The organism is Pseudonocardia sp. SID8383 (genome assembly GCF_009864975.1).
In the GTDB taxonomy this organism is placed as follows: Bacteria; Actinomycetota; Actinomycetes; order Mycobacteriales; family Pseudonocardiaceae; genus Pseudonocardia; species Pseudonocardia alni.
The window spans coordinates 1-13,434 of the sequence record NZ_WWFY01001048.1 but is presented as its reverse complement, the minus strand read 5'-3'; the positions used below and the strand labels follow the sequence as shown (position 1 = coordinate 13,434).

Here is a 13,434-nt window from a genome sequence, read left to right as displayed (position 1 = left end):
GGTCGTGGACCCCGGGCCGGCGGATCCGGGCCTCGCTGGCCCGCGTCCGCGCCCCGAGGGGCCGGTTCGCGAAGCGCCCCGAACCGATGACGACCGCGATGCCCCAGGTGTGGCGGACCTCCGCCCAGCGCGCGGGCACCGACGGCCGCCGGGCCGGGGTGGCCGCCGCGGCCGGTGTCGTCGTCGCCGCCGGGCTGGCGTGGTGGACGGTGGTGCTGGGGTTCGGCCCGGTGGACGCCCTGTCCTCGACCTACGACGGCGTCTTCCACTACAACGCCGTCGCCCACATCCTGCAGTCCGGCGACGCGTCGTCGCTGACGCTGGGGTCGCTGACGAACCCGTCGTCGGCGGTGGCGCTGTACCCGGCGGGCTGGCACGACCTCGTGTCGCTGGTCGCGATGCTGTCCGGCAGCGGGGTCCCGGTCGCCACCAATCTGACGGCCTGGGTCGTGGCGGGGGTGGTGTTCCCGCTGTCCGTGGCGGCGCTGAGCCGCCAGGTCATGGGCCCGTCGCCCGGTGCCGCCCTGGTCGCGCCGGTGCTGGCCACCGGGTTCACCGCCCTGCCGTGGGCGCTCATGTCGTTCGGGGTGCTGTGGCCGAACCTGCTCGGGGTGGCACTGCTGCCCGGGTACCTGACGTTGCTGCTGGCCGTCGTCGGGGTGGCCGAGCGCAGCGTGATCGGCGCGGGCGGTGCGGCGGCCACCCTGGTCCTGACCCTGCCCGCGCTCGGCCTCGCCCACCCGAACGCGCTGTTCAGCCTCGCGGTGCTCGGCCTGTTCCCGGTGCTGTGGGGCATCGGCGTGCTGGCCCGGCGACGGCTGCTCACCCGCCGGTTCTGGCAGCCGGTGCTGGCCACGGTCGGCGTCGCCGGGATCGTCGCCGCCGTCCTGTGGTTCATGACGGCCTCACCGCTGACCGCCGGCGTGCGCAGCTTCGACTGGCCCGCGATCACCGACGTGCCGACGGCGATCGGTCAGGTGCTGTTCAACTCCTCCAACGGCCGTCCCGACCTCGTCGTGCTGTCGGTGCTGGTCGTGATCGGCGCGGTGGCCGCGCTGCGGCACGTCGCGACGTCGTGGCTGGTTCCCGCGCACGTCGCCTCCGGCGCGCTGTACGTGCTGGCCGCGGCCGACGACGGCACGACCTCCGCCGCCCTCACCGGTGCCTGGTACAACGACTCCTACCGGCTGGCGGCGATGGTGCCCGTCACCGGGGCCGTGCTGGCCGTGGTCGGGCTGTGCGCCGTCGCGTCGGTCCTGCGCCACGTGCTGCTGCGGATCCCGCCCACCGCGGCGCCGGCCCGTCGGCGGGTGGTCGCGCCCGCGCTCGCGGCGGTGCTGCTCGCGGTGGTCGTCGCCACGACCGGCGGGATGTCGGTGGCGACGCACGCCGACGTCCTGGCCGGGCCGTACCAGCGGCCGTCGGACGCCATCCTCGAACCGGGGCAGCGCGAGTTCCTCGACGAGGTCGGGCGGATCGTCGGCCCCGACGACGTCGTGGCCGCGGACCCGTTCACCGGCAACTCCCTGCTGTTCCCGCTCACCGGGCGCCGGGTCCTGTTCCCGCACCTGATCGGGAACTGGACCCCGGAGCAGATCCTGCTGGCCACCCGGTTCCGCGACGTCGGGACCGACCCGACGATCTGCACGGCGGCCGCCGATCTCGGCGTCGACTGGCTCCTGACGGGGCCGATCGCGTTCTGGCCGAGCCACGGGGGCGCCCGCTGGTACCCGGGGCTGCACGACATCGCGCCGGTGCCCGGGTTCGAGCTCGTCGCGACGGGCGGGGGCCAGGAGCTGTGGCGGCTCACCGCCTGCGCCCCGGGGGCGCCGGTGACCCCCGGAGCGCAGGCGTTCGCCCCGCCCGATCCGGACGGTGCGCCCCCGTCCCCGTACGGTGGGTGACCCCCCGACGCCCTCGACGGAGACCACGTGACCGACCTCCCCGAGTACGAACGCTCCCTGCGCATGGTGGAGCGGCGGACGCTCGCCACCGGGTTCGCCCGGCAGATCGCGATCACCACCGAACCCTTCCTCGACCTGCCGTTCCGTGACGCACGGGTGGTCGATCTCGGCTGCGGCTACGGCTACACCGCACTGGAGCTCGCGGGGCTGTGCCGGGAGGTCGTCGGCATCGAGCCGAACGGCGCGCTGGCCGCCGAGGCGACCCGGCTGGCCGCCGAGGGCGGGGCCGACAACTTCACGTTCCGTGTCCAGGGCATCGGCGAGTTCGGCCACGGCGACGACGCCGGCTCCTTCGACGTCGCCGTGCTCGACAACGTCCTGGAGCACCTCGACGACCAGCCCGACGCGCTGGAACGGATCGCGTCCTGCCTGCGGCCCGGCGGCGTCGCCTACATCCTGGTGCCGAACCGGTGGTGGCCGATCGAGGCGCACTACGCGCTGCCGTTCCTGGCGTGGCTGCCGCTGCCGCTCGCGACCCGCTACCTGCGCTGGTCCGGGCGCGGCAGCGACTACACCGACGCCAGCTACGCCCCGAGCTACCTGCGGATGCGCCGGCTCCTCGCGCGCCGCCCCGACCTCGACGCCCGCTTCACCGTGCCCGGCGACGTCAGCCTGGCCGAGGGCGGCGGGTCGCGGCTGTACTCGCTGGGCGTCTCGGCGCTGCGCCGCTTCCCGGCGCTGTGGGCGATCTCGAAGGCGTTCCTCGTCGTCGCCGTGAAGAAGCAGCCCTGACCGTGGCGCGACGGCTCCTCGCCGCGGCCGACCTGGTCGTGGGCCCGGTCGTCGCCGTCGGGGTCGTCGCCGCGGGGCTGCTGCTCGCGGACCGGGTCACGGTCCCGGCCGGGTCGAACGTCGGGCTGGCGCTCACCGCGACCGGTGGTGCGCTCGTCGCCGCGCTGCTGGCCGCCGCCGCGTGGAGCCGGTCGCCGCTCGTCGCGGCGCCGCTGGCGTGGGTGGGGCTGGCGGCGCTGCCCGCGCTGCCGGTCACGCTGTTCCTGGCGAACACCCCGCACTACCTGTTCGGGGTCGGGGGCGACCAGCAGTTCCGGGTCGCGTTCCTGACCCGGTTCGCGGACTCGGCGCGGCTCGCGGACTTCGCCTACGCGGACATGCCGCCGTACTACCCGGCCGCGTGGTTCTGGCTCGGTGGGCGGGCCGCGGCGCTGCTGGGTGTCGACGCCTGGGCGTTCCACAAGCCGTTCTCGATCGCGACGCTGGCGGTCACCGCCGTCCTGACCTACGCCCTGTGGGCACTGGTGACGTCCCGCCCGCGGGCGGTCGGGGCAGCCGTGGCGACCACCCTCGCCGGCTTCGTGACACTCGCCGCGTACTCGCCGTACTCCTGGCTGACCGCGGCGCTCGTCCCGCCGCTGGCCGTGCTCGGGCTGCGGCTGGTGCGCCGGAACGGCGGCTCGTGGGTCCGGACGGCGCTGCTCGTCGGTCTCGTCCTCGGGCTGGCCGCGGTCACCCACACCCAGATCCTGGTGTTCGCCGGGTTCGTGCTCACGGTGCTGGCCGTCGACGGCCTGGTGACGCGGACGACCCGGCCCGCGACGCTCGCCGTGACGATCGTCGTGGTCGTCGCCGCGGCACTGCCGACGGCCCTGGTGCACTGGCTGCCATACCTGCTGGTCTCGGCCGGGCAGCCCACCTACAGCGCGGGCCAGCACTTCCTCGCCGAGGCGGGGTCGCGCTGGCCGCTGCCGATGCTGGAGGCGACCCCGGTCGGGGCGCTGTGCCTGCTGGGCACGGTGTGGATCGTGGCACGGTTCCGCACGGACCCGGTCGCGCGGGCGCTGGGCGTCACCGCTGCCTGCGGCTACGCCTGGTACCTGCTGTCGACGGCGGCGCTGGCGTTCGGCAGCACGCTGCTGGCGTTCCGCATCCAGCCGATCCTCACCGCGGCACTGGCCTGTGGTGCGGTGTGGGCGGTCGCCTCACTGGCCGGCGTCCTGCGCGACCGGGGTGTCCGTGCCGGGACCTGCGCGGCCGTGGCGACGGCGCTGGCCGCGGCGGTCGTCGTCGGGCAGGTGCAGTCCGTCCCACAGGACTACGGGTGGACCGGGACGGCCCAGGACTACCGGCCCGACGGGACGCGGCCCGACGGCTCGCGGGACCCGGCGGACGCGAACGCCTGGCTCGGGGACCTGCGCAGCACGATCGACGGTCTGACCGGCCGTCCGCCGCGGGAGGTCGTCGTCGCGAGCGCGAACGCGACCCTGCTCAGCTACGTGCCGTACTTCGCGTTCCAGGCGTCGCAGCCGCAGTACGCGAACCCGCTCGCGGACTACCCGGCCCGCACCGACGAGGCCCGCCGCTGGGCGGCCGCGGCCGACCCGGGCCGGCTGCTCGACGCGCTGGACCGGGCCCCGGAGCGGGCACCGTCGGTGTTCGTGCTGGACCGGGCCGCGGACGGGACCCTGCGGCTGCCGCTGTCGCAGGACCGGTTCCCCGACCCGCGCCAGGGCGCCGAGCCCGCGGTGTTCGCCCCGCAGCTGTTCGACGACCCGGCCTGGCAGCGACGCGACGTCGGCCCCTACGCGGTGCTGGTCCGGGCCGGGGTGCCCCCGGTGCCCTGACGGCTCAGACCTCGACGACGGTGATCACGTTGCCGTCCGGGTCGCGGAGCATGAACAGTCGCGGCGCGCCGGGGGTGTCCTCGGTGGGCAGCGGCTCCATGTCCGCGACGAGCTCGGCCAGCCGGGCGTGCTCGGCGGCCAGGTCCGGGGTCTCGACACCGATGGCGCTGCCACCGGGCTCGTCGAACATCGGCGGGTTGAGCGCGAGCCGCGCGGTCGAGCCGGGCGGGGCGACCTCCAGCCAGCGGTACTCGTCGTTCTCGCCGAACCGGGTGTCGCCGCGGACCTCGAACCCGAGCACACGGGTGTAGAAGTCCAGGGCGGTGTCCTGGTCGGCGACGGTGAACATGACGACGCCGATGTTGTTCAGGGTGGTGGGGCGCTGCGTGGGTGTGCTCATGCCCGGTACGACCGCGGCGCGGGACGGAACTCATCGGTGCAGGCCACGACCCACGTCCGCGCGTGACTGTGACCGATTCGGGCCACGGCCCGACGCGGTTCGCGGAACACTGGCGGCCATGCTGCGCGCGCGCCGACAGGCTGCGGACCGCGGCCAGGACACGGGCCGGCTCTCCCCGGACCGCAGGATCCTCCTGGCCGCTGCCCTCGCGTCCCTGGCCGTCGGGGTGTGGGCGTGCTGGTCGGTGACCGTCGACGACGCCTACATCACCTACCGGTACAGCGCGAACCTCGCGCACGGGTTCGGGCCGGTCTGGAACCCGGGCCGGACTCCGGTGGAGGGTTTCACCAACTTCGCGTGGATGGTGTGGCACGCGCCGTGGGTGTGGCTCGGTGTACCGCTGCCGGTGGTGTCGAAGCTGACCGCCGCCGCCTGTGCGGCGGCGATCGTGTGGGTGCTCGTCACCGAGCCTCGCACCCGCAGCGGCGCCGTGGTGGCCGCGGGGAGCTTCGTGCTGTTCCTCCCGACCTGGGTCCACGTCGACGCCGGGCTGGAGACCGCACCCTTCGCGCTGGTCGTGCTGCGGGCCGTCGTCCTCGCCGCGCGGCTGCTGCGCGACCCGGACGTCGTGGTCAGTTCCTGGGAGATGCCGGCGTTGCTGCTGCTCGCGGGAACCCTCCGCCCCGACGGAGTCCTCGGCGTGGGCCCCGCGCTGCTGGTGTGGCTGTGGCTGCGCCGTTCCCGGAGGTCGACCTGGCTGTGGACCGCGGGGGGCGGCGCACTGGGCGCCGGCTACGTGGCCGCGCGATGGGCTTACTACGGCCATCCGCTGCCGAACACCTTCTACGTGAAGGTCGGGGTGGAGGCCACGACCGACGGCCGGTGGATCGAGCTGACAGCCGCGACCCTGCTGCCGTTGCTCGCGTTCGCAGTCGCCGCGTTGTTCCGGTCGCGCACCGCGGGCCCGGCCGCGCTGGTGCTGGCGAGCTGCACCGCGCTGTGGATCATCCCGGCCCTGTCCGCACCGGCGATGGACTACCTGTCCCGGTTCGCCTGGCACGGGTTCCCGCTGGTGTGCCTGGCCGCGGCGTGGGCGCTGGACACGGTCGACCTGCGCCGGGTCGCAGCCGGAGCGGCGGTGGTCGCCGTCGGTTGGACGACGGTTGCAGGCCTCCTCGCACCGGACGGCCCCAGCATGGTCAACTACGGGGACGACCTCCGGCGCGCGCACATCGCCGTCGGTCTCGCCCTGGCCGACACCGACCTGCCGGCAGACCGACGGACCGTCGCGGTGTCCGATGCCGGGGCCATCCCGTACTTCTCCGGATGGACCGCCACCGACTACATCGGCCTCAACGACGGACGGATCGCGCACGGCGCCGACCCGACCGGGGTCCTGCAGGCCGACGACCCGTCCGTGGTGGTCGTCACCAGTTCCTCGCCCAGGCCGCCGGCCGCGTCGTGGCGGACGGATCTGACTCCGGTCCTCGCCGGCCGCGAGCTCGTCGGCGTCGCGCAGATGCGCCCGGAATACTTCCAGCTCGTGTTCGCGACGCCGGACGTCGCCCCGCAGGTCCGGACGGCGCTGGACCGGCGCCTCGCCGAGGGCCGCGCGGTCACCGACGCCCGGCTCGACCCCGGCTACTCCCGCTGGCTGGAGCGGGTCCTCGGGCTCAGCTGAGGCCGAGGGCGTGCCCGGCCAGGGCGCGCAGCGCGGCTGCGTCGCGACGCAGCACCGAGCCGGGCAGCTGGACGGCGGCGTTGAGCCGCGACGACACGTGCGCCCGGGCGGCGCGGGCGGCCCGGGGCAGCCCCCGGGCGTCCATCCGGTCCGCCTCCGCCGCGAAGTAGCGGCGCTCCTCGGCGAACCGGTTCCCGGCGACCGCGCCCGACCCCGAGTCGCTGGAGCGGTGGCGCCGGTAGCGGAAGCAGACGTGATCGTCGACGACCATCGTGCCGCCGTCGGCGATCACCGCGACCGGCAGCGCCAGGTCGAACACGTCCGCGGACTCCGGCATCGCGACCCGCGCCACCGCGTCGGTCCGCCAGCACAGCGACGGGTTGTACAGCCAGTTCCCCCGCAGCAGGCTCACCAGCAGGTCCTCGCCACCGACCGGGCGCGGGCCCGACCCGGACGGTGCGAGCAGCGCCTTGACCCGGTCGGCGAGCGGGCGGACCGGGCGGTCGTCGGCGTCCATCACCGCGACGCCCGGCTGCACCACCGCGGCGTCCGGCCAGCGCTCGTGCAGCGCGAGGACGGTGTCGAGGTAGTCGGGCTCCATGAGGTCGTCGGCGCCCATCATCACGAAGTACGGCAGCTCGACCGCCTCGATGCAGTACCGGTTGTTCGGCTGCGCGCCGAGCCGCTCGGGGTTGCGGCGGTACCGGATCCGGTCGTCGCCCAGGCCCGCGAACCAGGGGCCGATCGTGTCGTCGGGGTAGCCGTCGTCGACGACGGTGAGCCGCCAGTCGGTACGGCGCTGGTCCTGGACGCTGCGGACCGCACGGCGCAGGAGCTCCGGGTCGCCGTAGAAGGGGAGCATCACGTCGACGGGCACGCACCCGACGGTAGCGAGGCGCCCCCTGGCTAGGATCACCCGGCCTCACCAGCGACGACCCGGAGCACGGCGATGGACATCCAGAACCACTACTACGGCCACTCGGCCGTCCTCGCCGCCTACGCCGGACTGTCCCGGCCCCGGCACATCGCCGGTCTGCTGCAGCACGGCTGGACCGCGGTCTCGCCCGTCGCCGCGCACTTCGCGGACTTCCCGAAGGTCGGCACCGACCCCCGGCAGCGACGTCTGCTGGTGTGGTCGCACGGCTGCCGCGGCTGGTCCCCCGCGGACGAGGACCGCACGACCACCCCGGTCGGCGCCCCGGTGCTCTACCTGGAGGCGCTGCTGCGCGCGCAGGGGTGGACGCCGTCGGAGCGGCTCGGGCCGGTGTTCGTCCCGTTCCACGGCACCCGGCTGGTCCGGGTGACCGGCGCGCACGCCGACCTGGCCCGTCAGGTCGCGAAGGTCGACGGCCCGTCGACGGTGTGCCTGCACCACGAGGACATGACCGACCCGGAGATCACCACGGCCTGGCGCGACGCCGGGCACACGCTGGTCACCGCCGGTCGGCGCGACGACCCGCACTTCCTGCTGCGGATCATGCACCTGGTCGGGAACGCGAGCCGGGTCTCGTCGAACCGGCTGTCGACGGCCGTGCTGTACGCGGCCGCCGTCGGCACCCCGGCCGCGGTGTGGGGGGACCCGCTGACGTTCGGGGCCCAGTCGTCGTCGGCGGTGGACGAGCTGCGCGCGACCTGGCCGGAGTTCCACACGGTCGATCCCACCGACGGGGCCCGCCCGGAGACCGGCGCCGCGGAGGCCGACGCCGCCGCGACCGCGCTGGCCCGCCGTGAGCTCGGCGCCGAGCACCTGCTCGACCCCGCTGCGCTGCGCTCCGTGCTCGGCTGGGGCCGCACCCCGGGCGTCGGGCCGGGTCTGCAGTACTACGCGGCGTCGCCGCTGGCGAAGGCCGCGATGGTGCTGGGGCTGACGAAGCGTTCCGAGGCCAGCACGCAGGCCATGTCGGCCGGCAGCTCGAACCCGCTGCTGTGGCTTCGTCACCCGCTGGCCGCGCTGCCGAAGCCGTTGCCGCGCGGTCTGCCCACGCCGGTCACGACCGAGGAGCCCCTCGACGCCTGACCACGCCGGTCAGGCCGGCCGGAAGATCCGGCGCACCAGCACCAGCAGCGCCACCCCGAGCAGCGCGGCCAGCACGAACCGCACCGACAGCCACAGGACGCCCTCGGACGGCAGCAGCACGCCGGCCCCGCACACGACGACGCCGACGGCCAGCGGCCCGGCCAGCACCGCCTCCCGCCAGCGGGTCGGCGACACCCTGCGACGCAGCAGCGACGTCCCGGCCGCCAGGGCCAGGTAGATCAGCGGGAACCCGGCGGCGACGGCGGTCAGCGACCCGGTCCGGGCGAGCAGCACCGCCGCGACCACCCCGAGCACCAGGCTGACCGGGCTCGCGAAGGCCAGCCCGCCGCTGCGCCCGGACGCGAACACCAGGTGCACGTTGGCCAGGTAGACGACGCTGACCACGGCGCCGAGCGTCGCGACCGCGGTGACCGGCACCAGCTGCTCGGGGGCGAACGAGGCCGGGGCGAGGATGCGCAGCAGGAACGGCGCGAGCAGCGCGACCCCACCGGCCAGGGCGGCGGTGACGACGCCGACGTCGCGGGCGGTGCGTTCCAGGGCGGCGCCGCGGGCCTCGGGCGGCGTCCGGTAGATCACCGGCGCCCAGGCGTTGTTCAACGCCGAGACGATCATGGCGGGGGCGGAGCCGAGCAGCAGCGCGATCTGCATGCGGCCGCCGTCGGCGACGCCGAAGTACCGGTTCACGATCAGCACGAGCGCGTTCTGCACCAGTAGCAGCGCGACCAGGTGCGGGACGGCGGGCAGCCCGATCCGCAGCGCCCGGCCGAAGTCGCCGCGTGCCGTCCGGGGGCGGCCGCCGCGCAGCGCAAGCACGAGCCCGGTCACCGCGGCGGCGAGGTAGCCGAGCAGCAGGCCGAACAGGTAGTCGTCGGCGTCGCTCGCCCGCCAGGCGACGAGCGCGAGCCCGGCGAGCGGGCCGCCGAGCGTCGCCACCCCGGACATGACCACGAACGGCACCGGCCGGTCCTGCACCCGCAGGAACGCCTGGGCGTTGAGCACCACGACGAAACCGGCCGCGGCCAGCCCGGCGAAGACCAGCCCGGCCCGCCAGGGCACCGACAGCACCGGTCCGCTCCACCACGGCCCGGCCAGCACCGCGAGCACGACCACGACCAGCGACAATGCGCTGCCCTGCAGCACCAGCGCCCGCGCGCCGTCGGCGCCGGAGCTCTCCAGGATCCCGTGGCGGGTGATCGACGACGCCAGGCCGAACCCGGCGACCATCGCGCCGACCTGCACCAGGATCAGCCCGACCGCGACGACGCCGTACTCGGCGTCGCCCAGCAGCCGGGTGACGAACGGCGTGACGACGACGTTCGCCAGGATCGGGGCGACGCTGCCCAGGGTGTAGAGCGAGCCGCGCCCGAGTACCTCCCGGCTGGCGTCCACGGCGTTCACCCCTCGCTCACACCGAGTGCCCGAAGAACTCCCGGACCAGGGCGGCGACCCGGTCCACGTCGGTGTCGGTGAGATCGGGGAACAGCGGCAGCGAGAGCTGCTGGGAGTAGTACTCCTCGGCGTTCGGGCACAGGCCGCGGCGGTAGCCGAGGTCGGCGAACACCGGGTGCCAGTAGGCGGGGATGTAGTTGACCTGCACCCCGATGCCCCGCTCGCGCAGGTGGTCGAACAGCGCGCGGCGGCGGCCGTCGAGCACGCGCAGCGGGTAGAGGTGCCAGGCGGGCTCGGCGCCGTCGCGGCGGACCGGGGTGCGGACCTCGGGCACGTCGGCGAGCGCGGCGTCGTAGCGGGCGTGGATCTCCCTGCGCCGCGCGGTGAACGCGGCCAGCCGCGTGAGCTGCGACGACCCGAGTGCGGCGAGCAGGTCGGGCAGCCGGTAGTTCAGCCCGAACGCGTGCACCTCCTGGTGCCACGGCCCCTCGTCGGGGAAACGCTGCGCGTCCCGGTCGCGGACGAGGCCGTGGTTGCGGAACGACCGGGCGCCCGCGACGAGGTCGGACCGCGGGGACACGACCGCGCCGCCCTCCGCGGTGGTGAGGTTCTTGGTGGGGAAGAAGCTCAGCGTCGTCAGGTCGGCGAGGTCACCGACCGGGCGGCCGTGCCAGGTGCCGCCCACGGAGTGCGCGGCGTCCTCCAGCAGCAGGGCACCGGCCCCGTGCGCGACCGCGCGCAGCGCCTCGGCGTCGATCGGGTGGCCCGCGTAGTCGACCCCGGCCACGACGGTGGTGTCCGGGGTGAGCGCGGCCTTCGCCGCGTCCGGGTCGAGGTTGCCGGTGTCGGGGCTGACGTCGGCGAACACGACGTTCGCGCCGAGCAGCGCCGCGGCGCTCGCCGTCGCCACGAACGTCAGCGGGGCGACCACGACGTCCTGGCCGGGGCCGACCCCGGCCGCGGCGTAGGCGACGTGCAGCGCCGCGGTCCCGCTGGTCACGGCCACCGCGGGGTTCCCGCAGACCGCGGCGAGGTCGTCCTCGAACCGGGTCACGGCCGGGCCGGTGGTCAACCAGTCGGTCCCGAGGACCGCCGTGACCGCCTCGACGTCGGACGACGAGATCGACTGCCGGCCGTAGGGGAGCATCAGTCGAGCGCCTCGACCATCGCGCGCAGCTGCTCGGGCGAGAGCCACAGGTCGTTGGTGTCCGACCGGTACGCCTGCCCGTCCGGGACCGGCTCGCCGTCGGCCGGGGAGGTGTAGCCCCAGCCGGCGATGTAGGGCTCGACGACGTAGCGGTCGGCCAGCTTGAGGGTCCGCCGCGAGTCGTCGGCGGCGATCATCTCCTCGTGCAGCTTCTCCCCCGGCCGGATCCCGATCTCGTGGGTCGCGGCGCCGGGCGCGATGGCCTCGGCGAGGTCGGTCATCCGCATCGACGGGATCCGCGGCACGTACAGCTCGCCACCCTGCATCGCGTCGAAGGAGTCGATGACGAACTGCACCGCGTCCGGCAGGGTGATCCAGAACCGGGTCATCCGCTTGTCGGTGATCGGCAGCGACTGCCCGTCCGCGGCGAGCTTCTTGAACAGCGGCACCACCGAGCCGCGGCTGCCGAGCACGTTGCCGTAGCGGACCACGGCGAACCGGGTCTCGTAGGCGGCGGCGTAGTGGTTCGCGCTCACGAACAGCCGGTCGGCGCACAGCTTGGTCGCGCCGTAGAGGTTGATCGGGCTCGACGCCTTGTCCGTCGACAGCGCGACGACCTTCTTCACCCCGGCGTCGATCGCGGCCTCGACGACGTTCTGCGAGCCCTCGACGTTGGTCCGGATGAACTCGAACGGGTTGTACTCGGCGGTGTCCACCTGCTTGAGCGCGGCCGCGTGCACCACGTAGTCGACGCCGTGCATCGCGCGGCGCAGGCGCGGCTGGTCCCGGACGTCACCGAGGAACCAGCGCAGCCGCGGGTCGTTCTCGAACAGCGAGCGGCACTCGTACTGCTTCAGCTCGTCACGCGAGAGGATCACCAGCCGCCGCGGCTCGTAGCGGTCGAGCAGGGTGCGGACGAAGGCCTTCCCGAAGGACCCCGTCCCGCCCGTGACCAGGACCGACGAGCCCTTGAGTACCGACATCACGCCTCCAGATCTGCGGAATTTCTTCCGCCCGGCATGATGGCACGCGCTCAACCGGACGAATCGAAGCAGGTACGGGTGCGGGTCAACGCGGTCATCCAGGCGCGGACGGGGTCGACGCGGCTCCCGGGCAAGGTGCTCACCGATCTCGGCGGCACACCGGTGCTCGACCGGGTGGTCGCGGCCGCCCGTGCCGCCGAGGGCGTCGACCGCGTGGTCGTCGCGACCTCGACCGCCGCGGGCGACGACGCCGTGGCCGAGCGGGCCGCGGCGCTCGGCGCCCCGGTGGTGCGCGGCTCCGAGGACGACGTGCTCGCCCGTTTCGTCCAGGCCGCCGACGAGCACCCCTGCGACGCCGTGGTGCGCCTGACCGCGGACTGCCCGCTGCTCGACCCGGCGCTGGTGTCGCTGGTCGCCGCGACCTGGCGGGACGCCCCGGACCACGACTACGTCGCGACCACCCTGGTGCGCACCCTGCCCCGTGGCCTCGACGTCGAGCTGGCGCGCACCGGTGCGCTGCGCGAGCTGGCCGGCACCGCGACCGGCTACGACCGGATCCACGTGACGTCGGGCCTCTACGGCGCCCCGGAGCGGTTCCGCTGCCTCGGGCTCGTCGTCGCCCCGGCGGCCGACGACCTGCGCGTCACCCTCGACACCGCCGACGACCTGCACGCCCTGCAGGGCCTGGTGGAGGCACTGGGCGGCCGGAGCGACTGGCGGTCGGTGGTGGCGGTGCTGCGGTCACGACCCGACCTGGTGGAGCGCAACGCGCACGTCCGCCAGAAGTCCCTCGCCGAGGGCTGACCGTGCGTCTGCTGCTGCGTTGCGACGCCGGACCGTCGACGGGGGTGGGGCACGCCGTCCGATGTGCCGCGGTCGCCGAGGCCGCGGTGCTGTCCGGGCACGAGGTGTCCTGGTCGGGACGGCTCGACGGGCTGGACTGGCTGTGGTCCGGGCTGGTCCGGGAGCCCGGACCCGTGCTGCCCCCGGCCGACACCGCCGGCGGACTCGCGGCACTGGCCCGTGAGCACCGGATCGACGCCGTGCACGTCGACCACTACCTGCTCGGCGACGACCTGCGGCCGGCCCTGCACGACGCCGGGGTCGTGCTGTCCACGGTGGAGGACTTCGCGACCGGCCGGCGTCCCGGCGACGTCGTGGTCGACCCCAACATGGGCGCCGGCGACCACCCCCGCCCCGACGACGGCTCCCCCGTCCTGCTCCGCGGCCCCGGCTACGCCCCGCTGCGGCTG

General features: G+C 74.8%; 11 protein-coding genes and 1 pseudogene. 7 read left to right on the top strand and 5 right to left on the bottom strand.

Annotation, left to right across the window (positions count from 1 at the left end):
* The 3 genes from GTW08_RS25260 to GTW08_RS25250 form a co-directional block, all read left to right on the top strand.
* On the top strand, positions 1-1,904 hold a 1,904-nt coding region (locus tag GTW08_RS25260), incomplete at its 5' end, for a DUF6541 family protein (RefSeq protein WP_237454173.1).
* A 27-nt stretch (positions 1,905-1,931) separates the two neighbouring features.
* A complete protein-coding gene (locus tag GTW08_RS25255) occupies positions 1,932-2,696 on the top strand; it encodes a class I SAM-dependent methyltransferase (RefSeq protein ID WP_073573795.1) in 765 nt (254 codons plus the stop codon).
* A gap of 2 nt (positions 2,697-2,698) precedes the next feature.
* Positions 2,699-4,543, top strand: a complete 1,845-nt coding sequence (locus GTW08_RS25250; RefSeq protein ID WP_073573794.1) for an arabinofuranosyltransferase — start codon at positions 2,699-2,701, stop codon at positions 4,541-4,543.
* Between the two features lie 4 nt (positions 4,544-4,547).
* On the opposite strand, the gene GTW08_RS25245 is transcribed toward GTW08_RS25250, so the two are convergent.
* Complete coding sequence (locus GTW08_RS25245; protein WP_073573793.1) at positions 4,548-4,943, bottom strand: VOC family protein; 396 nt, start codon at positions 4,941-4,943, stop codon at positions 4,548-4,550.
* A gap of 118 nt (positions 4,944-5,061) precedes the next feature.
* Between GTW08_RS25245 and GTW08_RS25240 the strand changes: the two genes are divergently transcribed.
* Positions 5,062-6,624, top strand: a complete 1,563-nt coding sequence (locus GTW08_RS25240; RefSeq protein ID WP_083657992.1) for a hypothetical protein — start codon at positions 5,062-5,064, stop codon at positions 6,622-6,624.
* Here the strand turns inward: GTW08_RS25240 and GTW08_RS25235 are convergent.
* Positions 6,617-7,501 (bottom strand): glycosyltransferase, encoded by an 885-nt coding sequence (locus tag GTW08_RS25235; RefSeq protein WP_073573792.1) that lies wholly within the window; start codon positions 7,499-7,501, stop codon positions 6,617-6,619. The genes GTW08_RS25240 and GTW08_RS25235 overlap by 8 nt on opposite strands.
* A 72-nt stretch (positions 7,502-7,573) precedes the next feature.
* Here GTW08_RS25235 and GTW08_RS25230 point away from each other — a divergent pair, with 72 nt between their 5' ends.
* Complete coding sequence (locus GTW08_RS25230; protein WP_073573791.1) at positions 7,574-8,641, top strand: hypothetical protein; 1,068 nt, start codon at positions 7,574-7,576, stop codon at positions 8,639-8,641.
* Between the two features lie 9 nt (positions 8,642-8,650).
* On the opposite strand, the gene GTW08_RS25225 is transcribed toward GTW08_RS25230, so the two are convergent.
* The 3 genes from GTW08_RS25225 to pseB are packed head-to-tail and all read right to left on the bottom strand — an operon-like array spanning position 8,651 to position 12,181.
* Positions 8,651-10,051: a lipopolysaccharide biosynthesis protein gene (locus tag GTW08_RS25225; protein WP_161152633.1), complete on the bottom strand. Its 1,401-nt coding sequence runs from the start codon at positions 10,049-10,051 to the stop codon at positions 8,651-8,653.
* A 16-nt stretch (positions 10,052-10,067) separates the two neighbouring features.
* On the bottom strand, positions 10,068-11,198 hold the full coding sequence (locus GTW08_RS25220) for a DegT/DnrJ/EryC1/StrS family aminotransferase (RefSeq protein ID WP_073573789.1): 1,131 nt from the start codon (positions 11,196-11,198) through the stop codon (positions 10,068-10,070).
* The gene (pseB, locus tag GTW08_RS25215) at positions 11,198-12,181 is read right to left on the bottom strand and encodes a UDP-N-acetylglucosamine 4,6-dehydratase (inverting) (protein ID WP_062399211.1); all 984 of its coding nucleotides are present in this window, start codon (positions 12,179-12,181) and stop codon (positions 11,198-11,200) included. Before pseB ends, GTW08_RS25220 begins: the two co-directional genes overlap by 1 nt.
* Before the next feature lie 78 nt (positions 12,182-12,259).
* On the opposite strand from pseB, the gene GTW08_RS25210 reads away from it, so the two are divergent.
* Both GTW08_RS25210 and GTW08_RS25205 read left to right on the top strand, forming a co-directional pair.
* Entirely contained in the window at positions 12,260-12,985 is a 726-nt protein-coding gene (locus tag GTW08_RS25210) for a glycosyltransferase family protein (RefSeq protein ID WP_304580011.1), read from the top strand.
* A 2-nt stretch (positions 12,986-12,987) separates the two neighbouring features.
* A pseudogene (locus GTW08_RS25205) lies at positions 12,988-13,434 on the top strand (spore coat protein); the annotation flags it as partial.